Raw genomic sequence first — 23,871 nt, forward strand, 5'->3', positions numbered from 1 at the left:
GACCGGCAGACGTGACCCAGTAGCCCGCTCCTGCCGTTTCTCAATACCGAAACAGATTTTCGGGATGCGCGTCAGCGGGTCGTAAGGGCGGCGAGGCGCTTCTGACCTAAGTCCCTTCGCTCCGGTCTCGGTCAAAGATTCTTCCCGGCCTGGTGGAGGCGTCGTCGCAGCTCGGTCTCCCAGACGCACTCTTCGGAAAGGACACGTTGCCTATTATGTTTTGCACGTCGGATCAAAAGGATCAGAACCACGGTAATAAGGAACGACACAGCAGACCACACAAAGATGCCCAAAAGTATGATGTTCACAATTCCTCGATTGCATCAGACAACTCGATTCTCGGCGATGTCGAAGACTCGAGACCGAGACTCACTCGCGGCATGTATGCCGCATCGAAAAGAGCGGCGCTTATCCTGGCTACGACTCCCGTCGGGGACAGAGCCGTTCTCCAAACAGACCTGAGGGAGGCGTTGTCAGGGAACGTTCTCGAATTGGGCGATCCAGGTGGTGTGGAAGGTCATGCCTTGGCAGCGGGCGTCGGTGTCTGCTTTCAGGATCACGGCGTCGATCATTCGGTATGGGTGGTTGGTTTCGTTCTTGGCGAGTGTCGGTAGGTGGGGGTCGGCGCCGACGGTGGACAGTTCGATCTGGTCGTGGCAGTAGGGTTTGTCGGCGGGGTCGGCGACGGTGTCGATCACGACGTCGTTGGCGCGGATGGGCAGCAGTTTGGCTTGGACGTTGGCGTTCGGGTTCGACAGGGTGAGGGTGATATACGCTTTTTCGCCGGGCAGCAGGACGCCGATATGCGCGCCGACCACGGTGGCGTGCGACTCGGCGGGGCTCGACCCGCCGCCCGCGGCGCTGCTCTGCACGGACGCCGCGAGAGCGAAGCCGGCGATTCCTGCGATGCCGAAGAGTGCGCCGGCCGCTGTGGTGCCGACTGTGTGTCTGATTTTCCCAGGGATACCCATGGCGGTTCTTTCATCGGGTGCGTCGTGCGGCGGGGGTCAAACGGGGGGTGAGCCGTGCCCGTTCGGTGGGCCGGGCCGCTCGGGGTACGGCAACCCCGAGCCGGAGGTCTCGGGGTTGCCGTGGTCGGGAATTAGCGGACGGCCTGGAACTGGGCGGTCCAGGTGGTGTGGTAGGTCATGGCCTGGCAGCGGATGTCGGTGTCGTCCTTCAGCGTCACCGCGTCGGTCAGTTTGTAGGGGAAATTGGCTTCGCTGACCGCCAGTGTCGGCAGCAGCGGATCGGCCCCCGCGGCAGACAGGGAGATCTGGTCGCGGCAATAGCTCATGTCCGCGGAATTGGCGACCGAGTCGACGATGACCTCGCCCGCGGCGATGGACACCAATTTGATCTTCACATTGGTATTCGGGTTCGACAGGGTCAAGGTGACGTAGGCCTTTTCGCCGGGCAGGAGGACCCCGGTTTGCGCGCCGGTCACTGTGGCGGGTGACATGGCTTCGGCCGAGCCTCCGACGCCGCCGGAGCTGCTGTCTTGGACGAACGCGGCAAAGGCGATGCCGGCCACCCCCAGCATCGCGCCGATAGCGGCGACGGCGGCGAGGGCTTTGATTCTGTTGGTGATACGCATGGAGATTCTCCTTCTAGCGGGTGGAATTCTTTGCGGCCCAAAGGCAGCAGGTCTAGGGGGTGAGCGGTGCCGGGTGTGGAGCCTGGCGGTGGCAGTGAGCGGGGTGTGCTCGGTCGTTAGGGACCGGCCGGGGGTTGCGGCTCGCTGACGCTGGATGGCTCCACCTCAGGCGTAGTGGCGGTCGTGGCCGGCGTCGTCGTCGCCGTTGTTACCGGCGTGGTTGTGGTCGTGACAGGCGAGGGTGTGGTCGTCGTCGGTACAGGGGTGGTCGTGGTCGTGACAGGCGATGTTGTTGCCGTTGCGATCGGGGTGGTCGCCGTCGGTGATGCGGTGGTGGATTGGACAACAACGGGCGCCCAGGTGCCGGTGGTGCCGTCGATCGAGATCGCCGTGTTCATGCCGGGCCCGGCGGTTGCCACGCTGACCGCGAATCCCGCGATGCCGAGTTCGGCGGCAACGATCAACGCGATGACCGTGGCATGTCGCACTGCGCGTCGGCCGACGATGCCCTTCGGGGTCGAGTTTCCGGAGATTTCCGCCATTCTGGAAGCCCGCACTGCGGGCTCACAATTGTTCTCCTGACCCGATTTGGGCATCATTGGACTGTTCTTCCTATGAATTCTGGAACGAGTCGTTTTGACTGTCCGTCGAATAGTTGGGACTCTGCACCCGCGATGCTGATGGGGCACCAAATCTGTTGTGCGGCAATACCTTGCAGGCCCACGCTAACCGGTGCCAGAGATGGTGAATTACCTCTCGGCGTCTCGGTTGTAGCCGAGCGGATGGGATCTTGTGCCGTCACTATGAACGTCGACCACACAACCCGCGTCGTTACGAGTTATTGAATAACAGCGTCGAAGCGTTACCGGCGATCGAAATCGCGCGGAGAACGGCCGCGATGCTGCCCGGAGAAATGGCCGGGGGAACTCATGGACCCGGCTCGGCGCGCGAGTCTGCGTGCGGATGGACGATTCCGATGGCTTGTCGAAGTAGGACTCACACCGATGCTTGACACCAGATCTCCTGAGCCGTAAGAAGATCCGGGTGAGCCGACCTGCCATTGAGCGTGAGGCGCGTCGATGTCCGGCGGTCATACAACATGCCGGGGAGTCCGCGACAACCCGGCGATGACCTGCCGATATTCCCAGATCGGCCAGGTTTACGACCCGTGGTGCAGCGCTACGAGGCCGGGGTCGACGGCCTGCGTGACCGACTCGAGGGACCGCGGGCAGAAGTGGTGTGGCCCGTGGCCGTCCCTACCGAAATCGCCGACGCCGGAAGCACTATCCTGCCTATTTCTGAAAATGTAATGTGAAAATCGAGAATCCGCCTGCCGTGGCGCGCACACCCGTAGTAATCGACGCCGATCAAGCGTAGGCTGAATTTGCTGCTCCAGCCCCGGTGATATCACATATCGTCGCCACTGCTGGCAGATGAGTCAAAGCATGGATGAATATTCGCAAATGTCAGTGCTTCATTACCGGCGCCGAGGCGTTTCACGAGACGATGGCCACCCGATTCGGCCGTCCGCAACGCCTCGGTAGCAACGGATTACACATGACAGCCCCGGACACAGCGGCCACCACATCCACTGCAGAGTTCCACTCTCCACCCCCGCTGACGAAGACGGCGAAGTAATTGGCTTGTCGGTAGACCACGAGCCGGTGAATGCGCCGCGCGCGCTGGGCATTCTCTTGTACTTCATACCGAGGCGGATAAAGCGCGCCACCATGGCCGGTTGCATTATGTCGGCCGCAGCGCACAGCAATTCAGGAGCGTTATCATGACTAGAACTCTCAGCGCACGGACCCGTATCGCCGCACTGTTCGGCGGTCTCGTCCTGACCACCAGCGCCATGATCGCCGTGGCACCTCCCGCGTTCGCCACCTGCATCGTCATCGACGGTGCCGACGGCGCCCCAGGCACCGCCTCCCAGCCCGCGGGCGGGAGCGGCGGCAACGGCAGCCCGGGAAGCGAGAACTGTCCAGGGGGCAACGGCGGCAACGGCGGCGACGGCTACGACGGCGGAGCCGGTGGCTCAGGCGGTAGTGGCGGTAGTGGCGGGCTCGGCGTCATGGGTAGCGGCGGACTCGGCGGCAACGGCGGGCTCGGCGGTCCCAATGGCGGATCCGGTGGGGCGGGCGGCGAAGGCGGCAACGGCGGCGCGGGCGCGACCGGCGGAACAGGCACTGACGGTGCGCCCGGCGGCGCCGGCGGTATCGGCGGCAACGCCCGGGCCGTCGACACCGGCGGCGCAGGAGGCAGAGGCGGTAACGGCGGCGACGCTTCCGGTGCGAACAACAGCGGTGGCGCGGGCGCGCGCGGCGGCGACGGCGGCACCGGGGTCCTCGGTACCGGCGGTGCGGGCGGCGACGGCGGCAACGGCGGCGCCAAGACTGGCACTGGCACCCTCGGTGCCTGTGGTGCCGCGGGCAGCGGCGGCGCAGGGCTGGTCAATGGTGCTCCCGGAAAGAGGGGCACCGGCAACTGCTGACACCACTCAGCGCGAACCGAACCACACCCCACACTCGTGCGGTGTGGTTCGGCGCTGGACAACGCGTCGATACCGTCTGTCCATCGTCGATGACGCCACAGCAGTATCCGTCAGCAACACAAGCACGAAAGCCGGGCCGCACCGTCGAACCACACGACCGCGGCGCGGGCTTCGGCCGCCGCACATCATCTGGTGCAGGGCGAACCGGGACCGCTCAACGCACTGCATTGCCGATGTGCGCGCAAGTCTGCACTGCGTCGTCAGGACTGTTTGTGGCGATAGGGTGCGATTAGTTCGTGGATGATTCGTGCGGCGCCCCACGTGTCGAGGCGTGGGCGATCACACTGAACAGACCCCAGATACGCAACACCTGCGCGTTGTCGCGCCACCCCTCACACGGATGAGTGAGGTCCTCGTACACAGCTAAGAACCGGTCCGAAGCCGACGATCGGGGCTGGCACCACAGCGTGGCCAGGTCGATCTCAGGCCAGCAATAGGACACCGCGGGGTCGATCAGCACGGGTCTGCCTGAGCCGTCCGCGAGGATGTTTCCCGGCCACATGTCGCCGTGGGTCAGCGATGGCGGGTGCGGCGGGATGAGCTCGGGTAGCGCGAGGCTAAGTCGTTCGATTGCCCTGAGCTGGTCGCGGTCGAACTCCTCCTGCACCGGATTTTCCCGCAGCCTCCGCAGGATCCTGTGCTGTGCGTAGAACTGGTAACCGTCTGTCTCCCAACCGTTTTCTTGCAGCATTCGGCCGTGCCAGCCATCGCGATGCCAGCCGAACCTATCGGAGACCGTCGAGGTGTGCAGTGCGGCGACCATGTGCGCGAGCTGTTCCCAGAACTGCTCGTCTTCGCCGCGAGGCCGTAGCGCTTCGAGGACGACTAGGTGGGGTCGAGACGTGGGCGATGGCGGGAACACGTATACCGCCGAACTGTGCGAGTGCTGACAACCGGCGGCCTCGGCCTCGAAGACATCCGCGTTCGCCAGCGTCTTGGCGAAATCCGGCGGCCGTCACGCAATGTTGCGATGCCGGCGATGCAGATACATCCGCCTGTCATCTGTTCGAGCGTTGTGACAGCGAAGTCTGTCGCCTCCAGTTGGTCAGCGAGGACCTCGACCTCTGCCATCAGGGCAGTGAGCCATGATCGACGAGGTTGCGGCGAGCGCCATACCGATCCGGGTGGCGTTGCGGAGTGCCGCGTGCCGCGCTGTTCGAACAGGCCAGGAGCGGACCCGGTCTGGGCGTGCACTTTAGGCTGATTCGAGGGGTTTCCCCCTCGTTAGACCGAATAGTGCACGCCCAGGCCGGATCACACCGCGACAGCACCTCAGCGCACGAGTATCCGCTCTTGCCGAGGACCGTGCTGGAACTAGATCAAAGCTGGTTGCAGGCATGTTCGCGATTGAACGAGCCGGCGCTTCCGGTGCCGGTCGGGAGGTTGCGGGTGGCATCTGCGTATGCCTCCCCCGGGGTCGCCCCCTTACCGAAACCCACGATCGGGAACCCTGCCACGATCGCGAGCGGACTCGTCACGACTGCACCGCAGCCGTTCGCGAACGTCACCATCATCCGGCAGTCGATGATGCCTTGACCCTTGCACGCTCGGTCGGCGGCTCGAATGGCGTCGGCTTCCGTCGGGTGGTTGACCGAAAACGCGTAGACGTTGCCCCACACGCTGAGGGAAACGGCGCCCCAGTTGACCGGGTCGGCGGCGGCGGACGGTGCCGCAAGAACGGCAGCGGCGCTCACCGAGAGCGCGGCGGCCGCAAAGGATTTTGTGAACATGTGGCGTGCTTCCTCTGCGCGCCGACCAGGGTGCGGCGATCGCATGGAAGATACCGCAGCGCATGGACTCGAGATCGCCCCAAGTCTCGGGGGCACGGCACAGGCCATCACGAACTGCGGTGTTCGTGACGGATCTGCCGAAACCGATCTAGTCGCCCTTGGCTGCGGGAGCGCCCTCGTCGGCGGCCATCGCCTCGCGCAGCGACGGACGCGGTCAACTATGAGGACGTGTGGCCCGGGCGAGAGCCGCTACCCAGCGTGCCCTCACGAGACCGGGCGGCGACGGCGGGCCGGTCGCGACGGCGAGCGAGATCAGAGACCGCAGGGCGTGCCGGCCTCGTCCAAGGCAGCGGTGAGAGCGGAATCCCCCATCACCCTGTCGAAGTCGTCGAGGTTCGTCGCGGTCTCGAGCCGACTCAGGTGTGCCGCAGCAGTATTCAGCGCGTCTTTCAGCGCGCCCGGGTCTGCGGCGTCCGCCACGACGCGGAGTTCCCCCGCGGTGTCGAGGTAGATCGCCCGCAGTTCGGAGAACGAGCCCGCGCCGCCGAGTGCTCCGAGCCGGTTGTTCAAATCGGTCCAGGTCTCGTTGAAGGCAGCGCATGTCGCCTTGTCGTCGACCGCTCCCGCAGTACCGGCAACCGCGGTGAGTCCGCACGTGACGACTATCAGCGCCGACACGATGAAAGCTGTTGGTCGCATGGGCATGTCCCTTCTCCCGAGGCGATCCCCGGCACCGGACATCTTCTCAGCACAGCGAACTGGTGCGCGACGCGGGGGGACAGAGTCCGGCCCGCACCGCCTACCGCGCGTTGGTCAATCGACCAGAACGATTGACGGACAAGGGTTTCCAACGCGCGGTAATGCCCAGCCCACTCTGGGCGGCACGGCGATCAACGGTGCAGCGCCGGGTCGTTCGGATCGATCCGCCGACGCCCGGCACTGACGCCGTACCACTTCAAACAACAACTGCACCCGACGCTGAGCGCCCCAGTCCTGCGGATCGTCTGGATCTAGCCTGGCATCCAGCGCGCCTTACTCACCGACGATCAGCAGGCAACCTGAGCTGCGGATGGCTAGGTGGGCGGCGGCTTCCACCTCCCTGACCACCGGAGTGCGCTCGGCGGCTGGAAGGGCTTCGAGCTCGGCGACGAAGCGACGGAGCTGGACCGGGTTGAACATCGTCCGCCCGTGCTTCACCACGCCTCGACGCAGAGTGTCGTCGGGTGCCGCCTGGCACATCCGCAGGAAGGACTCCTCGGCGTCGTCCCCGAAGTGCGCGTCTTGCACATCACCTCGACCGATCACATAGATGTCCAGACTCACTTCGGCACCTCACAGACTCGTCATGGCTACGGCACCCGGTGATCGCGTCGCCCCCGAGTGCTGCGCCAAGCGCTCCCCAGAAATACAGATATCGAGAGCGTAGATCTCTCTCTCTGGGATGTCGGGCTGCCAGCCCGCTGGGGTGAACGCCACCCCGGGGCCTTCGGTCGTGCTGTGGCCCCCAAACTGATACAGCTGCACGAAAATCGCACGATCGAGTAGCGGTCAGCACGATCTGAGATGGTGGGTGGTGATAACGCAGTCGAACATCTGCACATGCCGCTGGGCACTCGGGCCGGCGGATGAGATCCGTTGCGGCTCGGGACATCTGCACATGCCGATCGTGGTCCGCCATTCGGGCATCGATGAAACGTCGTGTGTGAAGAGTTGCACCGATCGGCGGATGAGGAGTACAGCCTGGCCTCATTCGCCGAGGCGGAGGCGGAGGCGGTCACCGATCAGACGCGGCGCTGCGCCCGTCGCGATTGTGGGCGCTTCTGATCGGTGCTAGAACGGTCTCATGCGCCGGTTGCTGCTCACCGAGAACATCACTGCCGACGGGCGGATCGAGATTATCGATGAGTGGTTCGGCCCGTCTCCTGAAGGTGGCATCGAGGACTGGTTGGATGCGACGGAGCTCTTGGGCGCGTCCTCCGACGCGGTGTTGCTGGGCCGGCAGACCTTCGAGGACTTTCGCGGCTACTGGCCGCAGCACACCGACGAGCCGGCAGGTGCGTACCTGGACCAAGTGCAGAAGTACGTCGTCTCTTCGTCGATGACGGATCCGCAGTGGCGCAACTCGGCGATCCTCTCCGGTGACCCGGTCGAAGAGGTGCGTCGGCTCAAGGAGTCCGACGGCGGCGACATCACCTTGTGCGGCAGCCTGACCTTGGCGCACGCGGTGCTAGCAGCCGGGCTCGTCGACGAGATCCGGCTGCTCGTCTTCCCTGCCGTCCAGGGCCGCGGAAAGGGCCTGGTCGCTGAGGGCATCTCGTTCTCCGATCTCGAGCTGCTCGAGTCACGGGCGTTGCCTTCCGGCGTAGCTCTGCTCCGATACGCCGTGACCAACGGCTGAGCCGCCCGGGGACCAGGGATCGACCCCCGCCTCGTGTGCGGCAGCCTCGTCATTTTGGTGCAGGACAATGTCTCCGCAGGTCGGCCCGATACACGACAGCACTTCCGCGAGCCCCGCCATGGCGGCGCACTGACCTTCGTTCATGCTGCAGCACCCATCGTTCGATGAAAAGTCAAGGTATCAAGCAAGATCGACTGCACGTGCTCGATCAGTGCTGCTGAGCCGTGATGTTGACCATCCAGCTGATTCCGAACTTGTCCACGAGCGAGCCCGCCTCGTCGCCCCACACCTGCTGTTCGAGTGACAGCGTTACAGTGCCGCCGACCGAGAGCTTCTCGAAGTAGCCGCGGAGTTCGTCGTCGTCGCCACCGATGAAGACCGCCACGTTGTTACCTGGCTGATAGGGCGGGTGGCCGGGCCGGTCTTCCGGGAAGTCCCATCCCATCAGCGTGTAACCGGCGTGCGTGTCGAGTCGGGCGTGCATGACGTTGTCGGCGTTGGGCGATTCCGGTGAGCCGAAGTCCGCGACCGTTCCGATCGCCAACGCGCCGCCGAAGACCTCCCGATAAAACTCCATCGCTTGCCGTGCGTTGCCGTTGAACACGATGCATGGATTGACTCCAGAACTCACGTGACGCTCCTTCGCGACGTGACCGATCGGGCTCTCCGACGGTCGCCAAGCCAGCCTTTCAAATAATCACGACACCTCCTGTCGTGGTTATTCATGGAACCTGCGGGCACGCGCAGTGATCGAACGATGATGCAGGCTCTGCGATCGGGGTGCGGAAAACCGCAGTCCGACGGTGGGGTTGCCAGGCAGTGGTCGGGTGGTTGCCGCTACTGTCTGCCGCCGACATCGTCCATAGCGTCGAAATCATGGATATGGCAATAGATTCCACCGGCAGCGAACTCTCCGGGCTCGCCGGCTGGGCGGTCGATGTGATGGAAGAACTGGGCGGGTTCGGCGCGGGTATCGCCATCGCGCTGGAGAACCTTTTCCCGCCGCTGCCCAGCGAGGTGATTCTGCCGCTGGCGGGGTTCACCGCGAGTCGGGGCGAGTTCGGTCTGCTCGAGGTGTTGATCTGGACGACGCTGGGCTCGGTGGTCGGCGCGCTCGTCCTGTACGGGCTGGGCGCCGCCTTCGGACGGGAGCGGCTGCGCCGGATCGTGGACCGGATGCCGCTGGTTCGGGTCGCCGATCTCGACCGAGCGGAGGCATGGTTTGCCCGCCACGGTACGAAGGCGGTGTTCTTCGGGCGGATGATCCCCTTGTTCCGCAGCTTGATATCTGTTCCCGCCGGGGTCGAACGCATGAATCTGGTGCGCTTCACCGCACTGACCACCGCCGGTAGCCTGCTGTGGAACTCCATTTTTGTGCTCGCCGGATATTTCCTCGGAGAGAACTGGCCGGTCGTCGAAACCTATGCCGGGGTGCTGCAAAAGCTGGTGATTCTCGCGGTAGTCGTCGGCGGCGGCTGGTTCGTCGTGAGCCGTGTGCGCACGCTGCGCGCACAGCGGCGCGAGACAATCAGGAAATGAGACCCGCCATCGACGCCGAGTCCGACGCGCGTGGCCCGAGCCGCGCGCGTCGGGCCGCGACCGTCCTCGGGGGCCTGCTGCTCGGGGTCGTGACCGTGCCGGTCGACCTGGTCGCCGCGCTGGGCAGCCTGGCGTCACCCCAGTTTGCCCGCGGTGCGGTCGGGCTGCAGCGGCGTCGTCTGGCTTTGTTCGGCGTGACGTTGCGCGGTACGCCCAGCGGCTACCGTGCGGCGGGCTACCTGGTGGTCCGTGCCCTGATCGGGATGCTGACCGGCGTGATCGGGTTGTTGCTCGGTCTGGGGCTGGTGATCGCGGTGAACTTGGTGGTCGGCGCAGCGACCGGAACTGCCGTTCCGATCTTCGACGCGAACGAGCCAGGGCAGGTCAACTGGTCGACCGTCGCGGCCCTCGCACTGCCCGGCATGGTGCTGTGCTATCTGGCGGTGCAGGGGCTGGCGGGGATCGTCGGCGTCGAAACCCGCGCATGGAATGCCTTCGCCCGCCCCAGCTCCGGCGCGCTGGCGCAGCGGGTGGATGAGCTCACCACGACCCGCGCCGACATTGTCGACGCCATCGACGAGGAACGCCGACGCATCGAACGCGATCTGCACGACGGGGTACAGCAACGAGTCATCGCGCTGTCGATCCTGCTGGCCCGCGGTGAACGTGAATCCGACCGGCAACAACAGGCTGAACTACACCGCCGCGCGCTCGCCGAGACCCGGCACATCCTCGCCGACCTGCGCGAGGTGTCGTGGAAGATCTACCCCGCCATGCTGGCTCGGGACGGACTGCACAGCGCCTTGGTGGCGTTGGCCGACCGGACGCCGCTGCCGACGGCCGTGGACTATCGACTGGCGGGGCGACCGCCGCGTTCGGTCGAATCGGCGTGCTACTTCACGGCGAGCGAGGCGATCACCAACGCGATCAAGCACGCGGCGGCACAGCGCATCGAACTCACCGTCACCGAGGTCGACTCCGTGCTGATCATGACCGTGCGCGACGATGGTCGCGGTGGTGCCGACCCGGCCGGTCTCGGACTCGCCGGAATCGCCTCCCGCATCACCGCGCTCGACGGGGTCGTCGCCATCGATAGTCCCGAAGGCGGGCCGACGACCATCAGAGTGGAGGTGCCGTGCGCATAACGCTGGCCGAGGATTCCGCCTTGCTGCGCGAAAGCATGGCTCAGCTGCTGATCGCCGAGGGACACGAGATCGTCGATTCGGTGGGCACGGCGACCGAACTGCTTGCCGCCGTTGCGGTTCGGCCACCGGAGCTCGTCATCGCCGACGTCCGAATGCCGCCCGATCACGTGGACGAGGGCATTCGGGCCGCTCTGGAGATCCGGGAACGCTGGCCGACGATCGGCGTGCTGGTGCTGTCGCAATATGTCGAGCGCCGGTACGCGACCGAATTCCTCACCGGCACAGGTGGTATCGGATACCTGCTCAAAGACCGGGTGTCGGCGATCGACACCTTCCTCGACGCGATCGAGCGAGTCGGGTCCGGCGGCACTGCGTTCGATCCCGAGGTCGTCCGGCAGTTGCTGCTGCACAGTCGCGCCGACTCGCCGCTGAGCAGGCTCACCGATCGCGAGCGCGATGTCCTCACGCGCATGGCTCTCGGGCTCAGCAACGCGGCCATCTCCGCTGAGCTGTTCATCACCCGGAGTGCGGTCGAGAAGCACATCAACGCGATCTTCACCAAGCTCGATCTGCAGGCTGGTGTCGCGCACAATCGACGGGTGCTCGCCATCCTCGAGTACCTTCGTACCGACGCTTCCGACGACTGATCGCCGTTTCCCTTTCGACGCTCAGGGCTCCCTCTAGGTCAGGATCCATGCCTCAGTTGCCGACGAGCGGCAATTCGATGGCGTTCACCGCGTTTGCTGTCGGCTGGATGCGGTTCAGCGTCGTGACCGAACAGCATCCGATCCGCGGCGGGTGTGGCGTCGAATATGTCGTTGGGTCGGTGATGTGGTGCTGGTGGGTCCGGCCCGGTCTATTCGTTCTTGTTTCCCGTGTTGTCTTCGCCGTCATGGAGGTTGCTGTGAAAACCATTCCAACCGCAGTGGGGTCGTTGCTGGCTGTCGTCATCGCGTATGCCGCGGTTGCGGCCCCCGCGCATGCCCAGGAGGATCCGGATCCGCCGTGGAGCGGGCACTGCACCGGTGAAAAGGTCAAGGTGGCGACGGAGAAGCCGTTCGCGATCCAAGCCTGCCAACGCGCCTACAGCGCCGCCGCCCGCACCGCCATCGCCGCCCGCTTCATCGATACCGACGCCGCGATCGACGGTGGAGCCACTGCCGCCGCCGCGGACGCCCGCGGCGCCGATGCCGCCCGAGCCGGCGCCACCGACGGCAGCGGCGCTGACGGCACCGCCGCCCGCTACGCCGCCACCGCCGCTGCCCGCGCCGTCGTCGTCGCCGGCTACATCCACCTTCAGGCCGCCTCCGCCATGTCCGAAGGCGGCGCCGCTGCCGCCGACTTCGCCGCTGCCGCCGCCGATTTCGAAGAATCCGCCGACGCCGCCCTGTCCGCCGCGAGGACGGCGGCGCAAAGCCCTGGCGATGCGGCGCTGGCAAACAAGGCGGCCGAAGCGGAAGAAGCGGCTGTCGACAAGTCGAGGAGCGCGTTCGGGGAGCCGGAGTCGGTGAAGATTCCGCGGATCACCGAGAAGACCGAGTAGCAGGCGGCGGTGCGGGCTCGGCTGCCGGGCCCGGGCGGAGGGGCCTGGTGGAGCCGATGCGACGCCGGTTTGTTGCGGCCCTTGTACGCCGCGCCCCCCGCAACCGACTTTGCGGCGTGGGGCGCTGCGAGGCAGACATGACTCACTCCAGGTTGGAGAAGTGCACGTCGTGGGCGGTAGCGGTCACCTGGAGACCGTCGGCGCTCGGTTGGATGGCCGTCAGCCGCGCACCGAGCGGCAGCCGCTGGAGCGGCACAGTGAAGGTGAGGGCTCGGCGCAGCATCGCCAGCGAAATCGTCGGTCCGCCTGCCGCATGCTGCACCGAGACCGGAGTGACCTCGATGCCGTTGTCGGTTGGCGCGACCGTGACGATGACCGTCGCGGGCACCCGGATACCCTCCACCGAGAACGTGCCGGCGACGCGCAGACCGTCCGGACTGTAGGAGATCGACTCCACTCCCGAAGGCGCGAAGCCCTGCACGGCGTCGTACGGAACCACGGCCGTCGCGGTCGCCACGGCCGCGACAAGATTCGACGTGCGTTTCTGCAGCAGATCACTCAGCGGCGCGGACACGTTCGTCAGCGTGACATCGAGGTTGTGGACAGTGAGGCCCTGCCCACTCCAGTCGCCGACCCGGATGTCGATGTCGCGATAGTTGCCGTCGACGGCCTGGGTCAGGAACGGGAATCCACCGATCTCGACCCTCGGTTGGTGCGCAAGGTTGTAGTCGGCGGCGACCTTGCGGCCGATCTCGTTCTGCGCCATAACTACTGCGACCCGGTCGCCGACGACCAGTGCGATCGCCAGCACGACGATCAATATCAGAAATGCGCGCATGCGCTCACCCGCTCGGACATCCCACCATCATGCTGTGATCGTCGCCGGGCTGCCGCCGTTGACCCCCGGCGTGCCTCAGATCACCGGCCGGCTGAGCACCGTGGATGTGGCCGCCAAGGCCTGGGCGAGTCGCCGGGCGGGAAGATCATCGGTGGCTAGGCTGCTGTTTCGACGTCCGTTACATCTACCAGCGTTCGGGGAGGTCGATGTCGAGGAAAGCTATTGCACGCCTGCGGAATTCATGTCTCGCGACCTATCTTTTGTGCGTCAGCGCGACGTTGACCTTCGCCGCTCCCCCGGCCGCCGCCGCAAGCAATCCTTGCCAGGCATTGAGTAACGGCCAGTCGAGATACCAGCCCGGACCAGCCAGGACCGTTCTCTTCGCCATCGCCGCCGATTACGGCACCGCCGAGGTGGACGTTGTCGTGTGCGTCATGCACGGCGACACCTGGCAACAGACACTGTCCACCGCAGGGCATATCGGCATCAATGGCTTCGCCGAACCGAACGCCAAACGCGAGGGCGACGGCAAGTCGCCCACCGGGTCCTACCCGCTGACCGAGGCGTTCGGCGAGGAGAATCCCGGCACCGAGCTGCCGTACCGCACACTGCGCCACGGCGCCTGCTGGGGTTCCACCAGCGGCGATCACCGCTACAACACCTACTACAGGGGCAAGTGCCTGCCCGCCGACGAAGACCTCACCGAGCTCATGAACGACGGCCCTTACAAACAGGTCGTGGTCATCGACTACAACCGCCCTCCGCACTCGCCGATCGTCCATGGCAACGGTTCGGCGATCTTCCTGCACGCCGGCTCGGGCCCCACTGCCGGATGCGTCGCTCTCGCGCGTCCGGAACTCGAAACCATCATCAAGACCCTGCGCCCGCACGATCGGATCATCATGGGACCCATGCGGGTCCTGTTCCGCTAGCGCAGCCGAGGATGGGCCGATCTCACCGCAGAGTCGAGTATCGACCGACTATCTTCGCGAATTCGTCCAGCTTGTAAAGACTTTCGGATTCCGAACTGGTCGGCAGCGAGAGCGTGACGCGCTGCACCCCAGCCTCGGCATACGCGTCGAGGACTGCGGGGTCGGGCGCCGCACCCAGGACAGAGACAGGCAGACCACTACCGTTGAACTGCGCCAACTGCGCCGGAATCGCGGCGGGATCGGACAGCGCGATGGGGATCCAACCGACACCGTGCCGCACCGCGCGCTTCGCCGCAGCCTCGCCACCACCGATGAAGATCGGCGGATGCGGCTGCTGGACGGGCTTCGGCCAGGCGTACATCGGGTCGAAATCTATGAAACGGCCGTGATATTCGGCGAGGTCCTTGGTCCAGATCTCGCGGAGGGCCGCCAATTGCTCATCGAGAAGTTCGCCGCGGGTGCGGGGATCGGTACCGTGATCGGCCATCTCCTCCCGATTCCAGCCGACGCCGACGCCGAATACGAAGCGGCCGTTGGCAATTCGATCGAGTGTGGCGACCTCTTTGGCAGTGTGGATGACGTCGCGCTGGATCAGCAGGGTCACCCCGGAGCCGAGGATCAGCTTCTCGGTCACTGCCGCGACAGCACCGAGGGTGACGAACGGATCCAGCACGCGGTAGTACATCCGGGGCAGATCACCGCCGCCCGGGTACGGAGATTCCCGGCTCGCGGGGATGTGCGAATGCTCGGCCAAGAAGAGCGATTCGAACCCCCGCTCTTCCAGCGCCTGGCCGAGCTTCGGACCGCTTATCCCCTCGTCGGTGACGAAGGTGTTGATACCGATCTGCATGCGGCAGTTCAACCGCCGCCCGACCGTCGAATATTCCGCGCGAATTGCCCTAGCCGTTCCGGGACCGCGGTCGCTTCCAGGGTTCGGTCAGCGGTCCGAGATCTTCCGCGCCGCCGTAGGCCAGGCCATCCTCAGGCGGCATCGCCGGATACGTTCGGCCACACGTAGGACTGTGCCAGGGGGTTGATGACAGTGCAGCCCGCTCCCCAGCGGCGAACCTTCGGACCCGAACTTTCGGTCATCGACGGAACCGGCTCGACATTGTCCGGGACGCACCGGTTGACCGTGGCACTCGCCGACGATCACGCACGCTGACCCATCGCGCCGATGAGCGTTTCGCCTTCTGCTCGACCTTCAAAGCCCTCGCCGCAGCCGCTGTGCTGCACCACAATCCGCTCACTCACCTCGACAAGCCGGTGACCGTCACCAAGGCCGATATCCGCTCGATCTCACCGGTCACCGAACGACGCGTCGACACCGCGATGACCATCGGTGAACTGTGCGACGCCGCCGTCCGCTTCAGCGACGGCACCGCGGGCAATCTGCTGCTCGACGACATCGGCGGACCCGCCGGACTGACCGACTACCTGCGCGGACTCGGCGACACCGTCAGCCGGATGGACCAGTACGAACCCGAACTGAACCGAGACCCGCCCGGCGACGACCGAGACACCACCACACCCCGCGCCATCGCCGCCGACTACCAGCACCTGATCCTCGGCTCCGCCCTGCCCGCAGACAAACGCGCCATCCTCACCGATTGGCTCGTCCGAAACACGACCGGCGCCAAGCGAATCGCCGCCGCGGCACCCGCAGGCTGGACCATCGCGGACAAAACCGGCACCGGCAACTACGGCCGAGCCAACGACATAGCCATCGTCTGGCCGACCCCCCACCCACCCCTCGTCCTCGCGATCATGTCCGACCGCACCGGCGGCTACGACGCCGAACCCAGCAGCGAGCTGATCGCCGAAGCCGCACGGCACATCTTCAGCACTCTGGTCTGATTCGAACAGACCTCAGACGGCGAGGAAGCGCAGCATCACCACGGTGTCGAAGTGTCTCGTCTCGGTCAATCGGAGCTGGATGCGCTTGTCCAGCGGCGGGAAGAACGGTGTACCACCGCCGAGTATCAAGGGAGACAGGAACATCTGGTACTCGTCGATGAGCCCGTGTGGCATCAGCGAGGCGGCGAGGTCGGCGCCACCGACCTCCATGACGCCATCGCCGCCGGCCTTGAGCCTGCGCACCTCCTCGACCGCGTTCTCGCTGACCAGCGTGCTGTTCCACTGCACCTCGGTGAGTGTGCGGGAGAACACGACCTTCGGCTTCTCCGTCCACAGCTCGCCGAACTCACGCTCGATGGGCGGCGCGTCCGCGGGCACGTGCGGCCAGTACTCGGCCATCAGCTCGTACATCCGGCGGCCGTGTAGCGAGATCTCGAGGTCGCGGAACCTGTCGTTGTGGAACTGGTGCAGTTCGTCATCCGGATCGGTCCAGTCGATGCTGCCGTCGCGATCGTTGACGTAGCCGTCCAGGGACACACCGAACCCGTAAATCAGTTTCCTCATAACGGAGTAGACCTCCCACGCGCTCGAAACTCGTCGGTGCGAGTGGGGTCAATCTTCGGTGTTTTGCGGTGGTTGGCATTGAAGCGCGCCTTCTTCTGGCGATTCCCGCACGTGTTCATGTCACACCATTTGCGGGTGCGACTTTGGCTGGTGTCGAAGAAGGCCGCGCGGCAGGTCGGCGATGCGCACAGCGCCAATTTTCCGTCTCGTTCGCCTGCGATGATGCTGATCGCGTCGGCGGCGATTACGCCCAGCGCATCTTCTACGCGGGACGCCGAGCTGAGTCGCCATTGCCGAGTGCCCTCGGGCGTCAGGACAGCCGCGGCCCGCCCCTGGATGCTGCAGTCATTGAGGACACGAACAGCAGACGCGGGGAGAGCTTCTTGGATCGCGGCCGCTGTCGCCGCGGCGTGAATCGACTCCCTCAGTTCCCGCGCGAGCTCGAGCTGGGCGGTGCTGCAGGACTCGACGGCGAGACCGTTCACTGCCAGCCAATCGACGAGTCGCTGCGGCGTGGGAATGCGCTCGACAGCGTCGCCCTGACGCTCGGTCAGCGTCGCCGTGAAGCTGGTCGCCAGCACACTACCGAGGCGGAAGTCGGGGAACCCAGCAGGCATGGAACCACCTTAGCCGGTTGCACGGGCACCCGAAGAGATGTTAGAACCGTCTTAGCCGGTTCACGGAAGCTCGTAGCCGGTTCCCCGACGGCCTGGAGGTCTCATGCCCCGTCCAACCAGCGACGTGCACGCATTCGAAACCCACGCAACCGACGCTGACCTCGATGATCTGCGCGCGCGACTAGCCGCGGCGCGACTACCGGAGAAAGAGACGGTCTATCGCCCCGCGCCCGACCCTCGCCGATGGGACCAGGGCGTCCCGCTCGCCGACCTCACCGAGGTCGTGAACTACTGGCGCACCGAATACAACTGGCGGCCGTTCGAAGAGCGCCTCAACCGCATCGGCCAATTCCGCACGACCATTGACGATCTGGGAATCCACTTCCTGCACCGCCGATCCGCGCGCGCAGACGCCACTCCGCTGATCGTGACGCACGGCTGGCCGGACAGCATTGTTCGATTCCTCGATGTAGTAGACGAGCTGGCAAATCCGAAAAACGCAGGCGCGCCGGCGTTCCACGTCGTGGTCCCGTCGCTGCCGGGCTTCGGTTACAGCGACAAGCCGGCCACCACCGGGTGGGGAACCGAAAAGATCGCGGCCGCCTGGGTGGAACTTATGGGAAGGCTCGGCTACCGCGAGTTCGTCGCCCACGGCGGTGACTGGGGCGGCAATATCACCACAGTTCTCGGCGGCAGGTTCCCGGCGCACGTTCTCGGCATCCACTCGACGTTCGCCGAGGCGCCGCCTGGACTGACAACGGATGAGCTGACAGCGGCCGAGCGCACCTGGGCCGAGGAAACCCGCGACTTCTGGCGCCACCGCGCGGCGTACGCGAAACAGCAGGCCACCCGTCCGCAGACCATCGGCTACTCGCTCGTCGACTCACCGGTCGGGCTGCTCGCCTGGATCCTCGACAAGTTCGCCGAGTGGACAGATACCGAAGACAGCCCGTTCGACACGATTTCCATCGACCGCGTCCTCGACAACGTCACCCTGTACTGGCTGACCCGAACCGGCGCGTCCGCGGCCCGCATCTACTACGAAAGCCACAACTCGCTCGACCCCGACCTTCGGGTCGACGTCCCATCAGCGCTCACCATGTATCCCCGCGACATCGAGAAGTGCCCGCGCCCTTGGGCACAGGAGCGATACCGGCAGATCGTCCGATGGAGGACGCCCGAAACCGGCGGACATTTCCCATCGCTGGAGGTACCCGATTATTTCGTCGAGGACCTGCAAGAAGGTCTCGCGGCAGTGCTGGCCGCCGCTCGGTGAACGCCGCTGGGTACCGGGACGCGGAATCAGTCCGAAGCCGCACGGCAAATCTTCATCATCGGCGTGGCCGGATAGCTTGGTCGAATGGGTGTCGACCAACACGACCAGCCCCGCACCGCCGCAGCGCTGCGCGCACGACTACGACATGTGTATTGGATCGGCGGTGGCAGCGGTGCAGGCTAATCGACAGTCGCCCGTAATCTTGCGGCCCGGCACGGCTTGGCGGTGTATTCCACCGATGACGCGATGCGCGACCACGCCGCGCGCATCGATGACTTGCTCTGTTCCTCCGCCGAAACCCCGGTCATCGCTGAGGGATTCCGCTTGTTGCCACAACTGGTCGCCCCTCTGCTCACCGAGCACAACCGCGGCGTGTGGTTGCTTCCGACACCGGCGTTCCGCCGAGCAGCGTTCGACAGCCGCGGCTGGGAGATCCCGGGCAAGACCAGTAATCCGGACCGTGCCGCCCGAAACCTGCTCGAACGCGATCGGTTGTTCACCAACCGCCTTCGGGAAGAGAACACACGCTTGGGACTTCCCGTGATCGACGTCGACACCATGACCGAGCACGATCTGACCAACCGAGTGGGCCGGGCACTCGGACTCTGAGTTGCGGAACGCACCTGCACCAGGGCCGCACCGCATGACCCGCTACGGGCATTTTCGAAAGTCGGGCAACTGTCCAGTTCAGCTTGTGTGAGACCGGCGCTTTCTACAGCGGAATTGCTGTGAACAGCCGGAACGTTTATCCATACCACCGAGACGCGATACTCTTTGCCCCTCTTCGACTTCCGCGAGCAAATGCGTGGATCGATCTGTGCCCCGCGCGAATTGCGGTGTACAGTTCAACTACTTTTCCTGAGTCCCGAAGCGCGGCTCACTGCCTCTGGGTGCCGTCTCTGGAGTGATATATGCCGTTGAGTAGCGATAAGTCCGATGTGCGTTCGGCGCGAAAGCGTTCTGATTACGGGCCGAATGCCGCCGCGCCGAGCCTCGGTGGCAGCTCGGGCAAGCCGCCGGATCTGATGGGTCAGTGGGTGAAGTCGGTGACGTCCGGTCGGGCGACCGCCCAGCGGTTGGGCGGCGAATTCCCGACCGTGTCCGCGGAAGTGATCGACGCCGCTGTCGCTCGGGCGCGCGCCGAACTGCATCCGCTCCTGGCCGACTCGCTGACCGAAATGACCGAACTTCTTGCGCGCGAACGCATCCGGCGCATCGAACGGACCACGAACAGCCGGCCGAGATGAAAAAGCCGCGCCCGAAAAATGGCGCGGCGAATTCGACGGGCGGGCTCGGCAGGGAGGAACCAGTCCCCCACGGCCGAGCCCGACTCGGCGATTCCGGTGGACTTACATGCTCGCCTTCTTGTAGGCGTCCACCACCTCGGCCGAAATCCGCCCGCGGCTCGACACGTCAATACCCTTCTGGCGTGCCCATTCACGGATGACACCCGTCTGCTCCCGGCCGGCCGTCGGCCGCGACCCGTTGCTCGTGCCTCGCGGCGCACGTCCGACCTTGCGGGCGGTCGACGTCCACTCCGCGAACAGACCGCGGAGTTGCTTGGCGTTGACTGCCGACAGATCCATCTCGTACGCCACGCCATCCAAGGTGAAGTGCACTGTTTCTTCGGCCTGGGACTTGCCGTCGTAGTCGTCGACCAGTGTCACAACGACCTTGCGTGCCATGGAGTTTCCCCTTCGTAGAATGCTGGAATGTGTAGAAGCGACAATCGTAGACCCACGCAACAACATGTGGTCGCTGCGGTTCCGCGTCGTCGCTGTACAGATCGGCACAACCGAACCCGATGGGAAATATCTGTGGCTGACACCGACGCCGTTCGCAGGCATGATCCCGCCGTACGCGGCTTCGCCAGCGACAACCACGCCGGGATTCACCCCGAGGTACTCGCGGCGCTGACCCTGGCCAACGGCGGCCATCAAATCGCCTACGGCGGCGACGAGTACACCGCCCACCTTCAGGAAATTTTCGCCGGGCACTTCGGTGAGCGAGCCACGGCCTACCCGGTATTCAACGGCTCCGGCGCCAACGTCGTTGCGCTGCAAGCGCTGCTGCCGCGCTGGGGTGCGGTGATCGCGGCGGAGTCCGCGCACATCAACGTGGACGAGTGCGGCGCGCCGGAGAAGCTTGCCGGAATCAAGATCCACACCGTCGCCACCCCCGACGGCAAGCTGACACCCGAACTGATCGACCGGCAGGCCCACGGGTGGGGCGACGAGCATCGAGCCCAGCCGTCGGCCGTGTCCGTCACCCAGAGCACCGAGTCCGGCACCGTGTACACCGCCGATGAACTTCGCGCGATCTGCGAACACGCCCACGAACGGGACATGCTGGTCCATGTCGACGGTGCCCGGCTGGCCAACGCGGCCGCCTCGCTCGGCGTGCCGTTGCGCGCGATCACCACGGATGTGGGGGTAGACGTGCTGTCGTTCGGCGGTACGAAAAATGGTCTGCTGCTCGGTGAGTGCGTCGTGGTGCTCAACTCGGAGGCCGTCCGGGATATCCGCTATCTGCGCAAGATGTCGCTGCAATTGGCGTCGAAGATGCGTTTCGTCTCGGTGCAGTTCGAGGCGTTGCTCGGCGGCGATCTCTGGCTGCGCAGTGCCGCGCACGCCAATGCGATGGCCGAGCGCCTCGCGGCCGCGGTCGACGGTATCGACGGTGTGCGGATCGTGCGCCCGGTGCAAGCCAACGCGGTCTTCGCGATTCTTCCTCGCGAAGTGACCGAGCGACTGCAGAAGCGTTATCGCTTCTATCTGTGGGACGAACGCACCGGCGAGGTCCGTTGGATGTGCGCCTTCGACACCACCCCCGACGATGTCGATAATTTCGCCGAGGCGATCGCCGACGAGATGAGCCGGGTGTGAGTTAACCGCGAACATCCGCGGGGGTTGCGCGGCGCATCGAGCGGCCTGTTCGCCGCAGCAGCAACGTATCCCCCGCGAACGCGCCGGGACCGATCATCGCGATGAGGAAGAACGACCAGCAGAACAGCACAGCGGTTTCGCCGCCGTTCTGAATCGGCAGAATCGCGCTCTCCTTCAGATGCACGAGCAGAAATGCGTAAGCCATCGCGCCCGAACAGAGCAACGCGGCGATGCGGGTGCCGATACCCAGCGCCACCAGCCCACCCGCCCCGACCTCGATCACCGCGGCCCACCAACTCGGCCAGCTCCCGACCGTCGCGAGATGACCGCCGTGCGGCGCCACCGGCCACGCATACAGCTTGGAGAGCCCGTGCGCGACGAACGAAAGCCCCACGAGAATCCGAAACAAACCCAGCACAATCGCACCGCGACTACCGGGGCCGGCCCCAGCATTCGCATCGGTAGCCAACAGATGCATGACACAACCTCGAATCCGGAACGCGGATGATCGCCAAGTGCCACCCGTATCTGTCACTACGATCCGCAGCGATGAATCGTTCAGCAACTGGGATCCGTCGCACCGCTATCCCCAGTTCGTGCGCTAGCGGTCGATGAGCTGACATCAGATGCCGAGTGTTTCCGCGGATCGACCGAAAAGCGGTTGTCGCGGTCCCACGCGGACCGCGACAACCGCCGCGAAGTCAGCCTCGCTGGGGAACAGCTTGGTACACGAGCACGGTATTTCCGTCCCCCACCATGACTCCCATGACGCCCCGCGACTGTGCGGTATCGGCGACGAAGCCGGAGAAACCGCCCGGCAGCGGGCCGCGACGGACCGATGCGTCGGACTCCTCCGACTCGAGGTCGACGTCGAGCGTGACGTAAATGGCGTTGCCCAGCAACGGATCCAGCAGCTGCGGGAGCGGGCTGTTGGACAAGGCTGCGGTGTCGGATTGGTTGAGATCCACGCCCATGATGCCCAATTCCGGATCATAGAACGGTTCGAGTGCCGCTGCCGGCCCGGCAGCGGCACCGATCCCGAGCACGGCTAAGCCGAGTGTTGCGACAGCGGTACGAATACGCATCGTCAAGAACTCCAGTTGCTTTCTGCGCCAACCGAAATGGTGCTGGCCCCAGTCGCGTCACAGATCGACGCAACGGATAGAACATAGCAACGCGTACGGCCGAATCGGGTTCCTACACAACACCTCCACAACAGCTACACATTCGCCGACCGACCGCCTGCTCAGCGACCCGAGGGGGTAGGTGTCAACCGCACAGCACGAGTTGGGTAAAGGCGTGCAGGGCTTCGTCGATGGGGTGCGGCTGGGGCTGCTGCGAGGCGTCGATTCGGTTCCAGCGCTGCATGTTTACCACGAGGGACAGCTGCCGTTTGCCGTCGGCACTGGTCATGGACAACGCGCCACCGCCCCAGACTGAGCCGTCGTGACCCCAGTAGATGCCGCGACCGGGCACTGTCGTCTTGTGCAGGCCGAGACCGTAGTCGATTGTCTTCCCCTCGAACGAGATGACCGGGACGGTGCGTTGCATCTGCGCCAGCGACGCGGGGCTGACGATTTCACCGGCCAGCAGTAGTCCGAAGAAGCGGTTCAGGTCCGCGACGGTAGAGATCAGCGAAGCCGACGGGCCCACCCAGGACATGTCGAAGACGCTGTAATCGACTGGTGGGTCGATCATTCCGAACCACGCCTCGTAGTGCAGCGAATGCGGTCCGCTGACATATGGTCCGGTCGGCAGTTCGGTGTCCCGCAGCCCGGCGCGGTCGATGACGTTGGCGGTGATGCATTTCTCGGCCGAGGTGCCGGTGATCAACTCCAGAAGTTGGCATAGGAGAAGGTAATTGGTGTTCGAGTACACGCCCGGCGTGCCACCGGGAGTTCCGACAGCAGGTGCCGAGACGCCCAGCTGGATCAGGTCGGTCGGGTGAAACTTGGTGAACCGGTTGTCATCCAGGCTCTTCGGTGTCGTCTTCGCCACAACAGGGAAGCCTGCGAGGGATGGGTAGGCATATGGGAGGTATTCGGCGAGACCGCTGGTGTGGTTGATCAACATCCGGACCGTGATCGCCGCACCGCGTTCGCCGGGAACCAACTGCGGCAGGTAGTGGCTGATCGGTGTGTCGAGCGCTATTTCGCCGTTGTCGACCTGCTGCAGCACAGCAGCGGCGGTGAACGTCTTGGTGACGCTGCCGACGCGGTGCCGCATGTCGGCCGTGACGGGGCGGCCGGTGGTGATATCCGCGACTCCGGCTGCGCCACGCCAGATTTCGCTGTCGTCGCGCACCTCGGCGAAGAGTCCGGGCATGCCCGCACGATGCACTGCCGTCAAGGCGGCCTGTAGCTGTGCGGGATCTAGGGTGTCGGTCACGATAGGTG

General features: G+C 65.1%; 28 protein-coding genes. 13 read left to right on the top strand and 15 right to left on the bottom strand.

The features are described from left to right. Positions 1–473: 473 nt before the first annotated feature. A complete protein-coding gene (locus IBX18_RS29655; protein ID WP_194836790.1) occupies positions 474–971 on the bottom strand; it encodes a hypothetical protein in 498 nt (165 codons plus the stop codon). A gap of 131 nt (positions 972–1,102) precedes the next feature. Next, positions 1,103–1,597, bottom strand: a complete 495-nt coding sequence (locus tag IBX18_RS29660; protein WP_194836791.1) for a hypothetical protein — start codon at positions 1,595–1,597, stop codon at positions 1,103–1,105. A 183-nt stretch (positions 1,598–1,780) separates the two neighbouring features. Between IBX18_RS29660 and IBX18_RS29665 the strand changes: the two genes are divergently transcribed. Further along, positions 1,781–2,179 carry a hypothetical protein gene (locus tag IBX18_RS29665; RefSeq protein WP_194836792.1) on the top strand — a complete coding sequence of 133 codons (399 nt, stop codon included), beginning with the start codon at positions 1,781–1,783 and terminating at the stop codon, positions 2,177–2,179. A gap of 1,201 nt (positions 2,180–3,380) precedes the next feature. Next, positions 3,381–4,091, top strand: coding sequence for a hypothetical protein (locus tag IBX18_RS29670; RefSeq protein WP_194836793.1), 711 nt, complete (start codon positions 3,381–3,383; stop codon positions 4,089–4,091). A gap of 289 nt (positions 4,092–4,380) precedes the next feature. On the opposite strand, the gene IBX18_RS29675 is transcribed toward IBX18_RS29670, so the two are convergent. From IBX18_RS29675 to IBX18_RS29690, 4 genes are all read right to left on the bottom strand, one after another. Further along, positions 4,381–5,082, bottom strand: a complete 702-nt coding sequence (locus tag IBX18_RS29675) for a fructosamine kinase family protein (RefSeq protein ID WP_194836975.1) — start codon at positions 5,080–5,082, stop codon at positions 4,381–4,383. Between the two features lie 388 nt (positions 5,083–5,470). Beyond that, a complete protein-coding gene (locus IBX18_RS29680; RefSeq protein WP_228541980.1) occupies positions 5,471–5,926 on the bottom strand; it encodes a DUF4189 domain-containing protein in 456 nt (151 codons plus the stop codon). Between the two features lie 267 nt (positions 5,927–6,193). Then, the gene (locus tag IBX18_RS29685; RefSeq protein ID WP_194836794.1) at positions 6,194–6,580 is read right to left on the bottom strand and encodes a hypothetical protein; all 387 of its coding nucleotides are present in this window, start codon (positions 6,578–6,580) and stop codon (positions 6,194–6,196) included. Positions 6,581–6,913: 333 nt separating this feature from the next. Beyond that, the gene (locus IBX18_RS29690) at positions 6,914–7,204 is read right to left on the bottom strand and encodes a hypothetical protein (protein WP_194836795.1); all 291 of its coding nucleotides are present in this window, start codon (positions 7,202–7,204) and stop codon (positions 6,914–6,916) included. A 520-nt stretch (positions 7,205–7,724) separates the two neighbouring features. Here IBX18_RS29690 and IBX18_RS29695 point away from each other — a divergent pair. Then, positions 7,725–8,279 (top strand): dihydrofolate reductase family protein, encoded by a 555-nt coding sequence (locus IBX18_RS29695; protein ID WP_194836796.1) that lies wholly within the window; start codon positions 7,725–7,727, stop codon positions 8,277–8,279. A 208-nt stretch (positions 8,280–8,487) separates the two neighbouring features. Here IBX18_RS29695 and IBX18_RS29700 read toward each other — a convergent pair whose 3' ends face one another. Continuing rightward, positions 8,488–8,910, bottom strand: a complete 423-nt coding sequence (locus IBX18_RS29700; protein ID WP_194836797.1) for a VOC family protein — start codon at positions 8,908–8,910, stop codon at positions 8,488–8,490. A 245-nt stretch (positions 8,911–9,155) separates the two neighbouring features. Between IBX18_RS29700 and IBX18_RS29705 the strand changes: the two genes are divergently transcribed. From IBX18_RS29705 to IBX18_RS29720, 4 genes are all read left to right on the top strand, one after another. Next, positions 9,156–9,818 carry a DedA family protein gene (locus IBX18_RS29705; protein ID WP_194836798.1) on the top strand — a complete coding sequence of 221 codons (663 nt, stop codon included), beginning with the start codon at positions 9,156–9,158 and terminating at the stop codon, positions 9,816–9,818. Further along, positions 9,815–10,963, top strand: a complete 1,149-nt coding sequence (locus IBX18_RS29710) for a sensor histidine kinase (RefSeq protein WP_194836799.1) — start codon at positions 9,815–9,817, stop codon at positions 10,961–10,963. The genes IBX18_RS29705 and IBX18_RS29710 overlap by 4 nt, the downstream gene beginning before the upstream one ends. Then, entirely contained in the window at positions 10,954–11,610 is a 657-nt protein-coding gene (locus tag IBX18_RS29715) for a response regulator transcription factor (protein ID WP_147140457.1), read from the top strand. Before IBX18_RS29710 ends, IBX18_RS29715 begins: the two co-directional genes overlap by 10 nt. A gap of 257 nt (positions 11,611–11,867) precedes the next feature. Beyond that, the gene (locus tag IBX18_RS29720; protein WP_194836800.1) at positions 11,868–12,506 is read left to right on the top strand and encodes a hypothetical protein; all 639 of its coding nucleotides are present in this window, start codon (positions 11,868–11,870) and stop codon (positions 12,504–12,506) included. A gap of 142 nt (positions 12,507–12,648) precedes the next feature. On the opposite strand, the gene IBX18_RS29725 is transcribed toward IBX18_RS29720, so the two are convergent. Beyond that, positions 12,649–13,344, bottom strand: a complete 696-nt coding sequence (locus tag IBX18_RS29725; protein ID WP_194836801.1) for a DUF2993 domain-containing protein — start codon at positions 13,342–13,344, stop codon at positions 12,649–12,651. A gap of 206 nt (positions 13,345–13,550) precedes the next feature. Between IBX18_RS29725 and IBX18_RS29730 the strand changes: the two genes are divergently transcribed. Continuing rightward, the gene (locus tag IBX18_RS29730) at positions 13,551–14,276 is read left to right on the top strand and encodes a L,D-transpeptidase family protein (protein ID WP_194836802.1); all 726 of its coding nucleotides are present in this window, start codon (positions 13,551–13,553) and stop codon (positions 14,274–14,276) included. 22 nt (positions 14,277–14,298) lie between these two features. On the opposite strand, the gene IBX18_RS29735 is transcribed toward IBX18_RS29730, so the two are convergent. Continuing rightward, positions 14,299–15,126 carry an LLM class F420-dependent oxidoreductase gene (locus tag IBX18_RS29735; RefSeq protein WP_194836803.1) on the bottom strand — a complete coding sequence of 276 codons (828 nt, stop codon included), beginning with the start codon at positions 15,124–15,126 and terminating at the stop codon, positions 14,299–14,301. A 260-nt stretch (positions 15,127–15,386) separates the two neighbouring features. Between IBX18_RS29735 and bla the strand changes: the two genes are divergently transcribed. Next, the gene (gene bla / locus IBX18_RS29740) at positions 15,387–16,133 is read left to right on the top strand and encodes a class A beta-lactamase (protein WP_306796490.1); all 747 of its coding nucleotides are present in this window, start codon (positions 15,387–15,389) and stop codon (positions 16,131–16,133) included. Positions 16,134–16,145: 12 nt separating this feature from the next. On the opposite strand, the gene IBX18_RS29745 is transcribed toward bla, so the two are convergent. Both IBX18_RS29745 and IBX18_RS29750 read right to left on the bottom strand, forming a co-directional pair. Next, on the bottom strand, positions 16,146–16,697 hold the full coding sequence (locus IBX18_RS29745) for a dihydrofolate reductase family protein (protein ID WP_194836804.1): 552 nt from the start codon (positions 16,695–16,697) through the stop codon (positions 16,146–16,148). Further along, positions 16,694–17,314, bottom strand: a complete 621-nt coding sequence (locus tag IBX18_RS29750) for an ABATE domain-containing protein (RefSeq protein WP_194836805.1) — start codon at positions 17,312–17,314, stop codon at positions 16,694–16,696. Before IBX18_RS29750 ends, IBX18_RS29745 begins: the two co-directional genes overlap by 4 nt. A gap of 103 nt (positions 17,315–17,417) precedes the next feature. Between IBX18_RS29750 and IBX18_RS29755 the strand changes: the two genes are divergently transcribed. The 3 genes from IBX18_RS29755 to IBX18_RS29765 all read left to right on the top strand — a co-directional run bounded on the left by IBX18_RS29755 (position 17,418) and on the right by IBX18_RS29765 (position 19,837). Continuing rightward, positions 17,418–18,590, top strand: coding sequence for an epoxide hydrolase family protein (locus IBX18_RS29755; protein ID WP_194836806.1), 1,173 nt, complete (start codon positions 17,418–17,420; stop codon positions 18,588–18,590). Positions 18,591–18,815: 225 nt separating this feature from the next. Beyond that, a complete protein-coding gene (locus IBX18_RS29760) occupies positions 18,816–19,199 on the top strand; it encodes a hypothetical protein (protein WP_228541981.1) in 384 nt (127 codons plus the stop codon). 302 nt (positions 19,200–19,501) lie between these two features. After that, positions 19,502–19,837, top strand: coding sequence for a hypothetical protein (locus IBX18_RS29765; protein WP_194836807.1), 336 nt, complete (start codon positions 19,502–19,504; stop codon positions 19,835–19,837). Between the two features lie 102 nt (positions 19,838–19,939). Here IBX18_RS29765 and IBX18_RS29770 read toward each other — a convergent pair whose 3' ends face one another. Further along, positions 19,940–20,275 carry an Lsr2 family protein gene (locus tag IBX18_RS29770; protein WP_107655543.1) on the bottom strand — a complete coding sequence of 112 codons (336 nt, stop codon included), beginning with the start codon at positions 20,273–20,275 and terminating at the stop codon, positions 19,940–19,942. A 132-nt stretch (positions 20,276–20,407) separates the two neighbouring features. Between IBX18_RS29770 and IBX18_RS29775 the strand changes: the two genes are divergently transcribed. Next, positions 20,408–21,475, top strand: coding sequence for a low specificity L-threonine aldolase (locus tag IBX18_RS29775; RefSeq protein WP_306796471.1), 1,068 nt, complete (start codon positions 20,408–20,410; stop codon positions 21,473–21,475). 1 nt (position 21,476) lies between these two features. Here IBX18_RS29775 and IBX18_RS29780 read toward each other — a convergent pair whose 3' ends face one another. From IBX18_RS29780 to IBX18_RS29790, 3 genes are all read right to left on the bottom strand, one after another. Further along, entirely contained in the window at positions 21,477–21,953 is a 477-nt protein-coding gene (locus tag IBX18_RS29780; RefSeq protein ID WP_194836809.1) for a DoxX family protein, read from the bottom strand. 223 nt (positions 21,954–22,176) lie between these two features. Next, positions 22,177–22,560, bottom strand: coding sequence for a hypothetical protein (locus tag IBX18_RS29785; protein ID WP_194836810.1), 384 nt, complete (start codon positions 22,558–22,560; stop codon positions 22,177–22,179). A 184-nt stretch (positions 22,561–22,744) separates the two neighbouring features. Continuing rightward, positions 22,745–23,863: a serine hydrolase gene (locus IBX18_RS29790; protein ID WP_194836811.1), complete on the bottom strand. Its 1,119-nt coding sequence runs from the start codon at positions 23,861–23,863 to the stop codon at positions 22,745–22,747. Positions 23,864–23,871: the final 8 nt, after the last annotated feature.

The organism is Nocardia sp. XZ_19_369 (genome assembly GCF_015355715.1).
Classification (GTDB): domain Bacteria; phylum Actinomycetota; class Actinomycetes; order Mycobacteriales; family Mycobacteriaceae; genus Nocardia.

Bases quoted from the DNA above. Each gene is read 5' to 3' on its own strand.
- IBX18_RS29785 (WP_194836810.1), bottom strand. From the start codon at position 22,560: ATGCGTATTCGTACCGCTGTCGCAACACTCGGCTTAGCCGTGCTCGGG.
- IBX18_RS29705 (WP_194836798.1), top strand. From the start codon at position 9,156: ATGGATATGGCAATAGATTCCACCGGCAGCGAACTCTCCGGGCTCGCC.
- IBX18_RS29770 (WP_107655543.1), bottom strand. From the start codon at position 20,275: ATGGCACGCAAGGTCGTTGTGACACTGGTCGACGACTACGACGGCAAG.
- IBX18_RS29780 (WP_194836809.1), bottom strand. From the start codon at position 21,953: ATGCATCTGTTGGCTACCGATGCGAATGCTGGGGCCGGCCCCGGTAGT.
- IBX18_RS29695 (WP_194836796.1), top strand. From the start codon at position 7,725: ATGCGCCGGTTGCTGCTCACCGAGAACATCACTGCCGACGGGCGGATC.
- IBX18_RS29660 (WP_194836791.1), bottom strand. From the start codon at position 1,597: ATGCGTATCACCAACAGAATCAAAGCCCTCGCCGCCGTCGCCGCTATC.
- IBX18_RS29750 (WP_194836805.1), bottom strand. From the start codon at position 17,314: ATGCCTGCTGGGTTCCCCGACTTCCGCCTCGGTAGTGTGCTGGCGACC.
- IBX18_RS29735 (WP_194836803.1), bottom strand. From the start codon at position 15,126: ATGCAGATCGGTATCAACACCTTCGTCACCGACGAGGGGATAAGCGGT.
- IBX18_RS29725 (WP_194836801.1), bottom strand. From the start codon at position 13,344: ATGCGCGCATTTCTGATATTGATCGTCGTGCTGGCGATCGCACTGGTC.
- IBX18_RS29670 (WP_194836793.1), top strand. From the start codon at position 3,381: ATGACTAGAACTCTCAGCGCACGGACCCGTATCGCCGCACTGTTCGGC.
- IBX18_RS29655 (WP_194836790.1), bottom strand. From the start codon at position 971: ATGGGTATCCCTGGGAAAATCAGACACACAGTCGGCACCACAGCGGCC.
- IBX18_RS29755 (WP_194836806.1), top strand. From the start codon at position 17,418: ATGCCCCGTCCAACCAGCGACGTGCACGCATTCGAAACCCACGCAACC.
- IBX18_RS29710 (WP_194836799.1), top strand. From the start codon at position 9,815: ATGAGACCCGCCATCGACGCCGAGTCCGACGCGCGTGGCCCGAGCCGC.
- IBX18_RS29680 (WP_228541980.1), bottom strand. From the start codon at position 5,926: ATGCGATCGCCGCACCCTGGTCGGCGCGCAGAGGAAGCACGCCACATG.
- IBX18_RS29730 (WP_194836802.1), top strand. From the start codon at position 13,551: ATGTCGAGGAAAGCTATTGCACGCCTGCGGAATTCATGTCTCGCGACC.
- IBX18_RS29745 (WP_194836804.1), bottom strand. From the start codon at position 16,697: ATGAGGAAACTGATTTACGGGTTCGGTGTGTCCCTGGACGGCTACGTC.
- IBX18_RS29765 (WP_194836807.1), top strand. From the start codon at position 19,502: ATGCCGTTGAGTAGCGATAAGTCCGATGTGCGTTCGGCGCGAAAGCGT.
- IBX18_RS29685 (WP_194836794.1), bottom strand. From the start codon at position 6,580: ATGCGACCAACAGCTTTCATCGTGTCGGCGCTGATAGTCGTCACGTGC.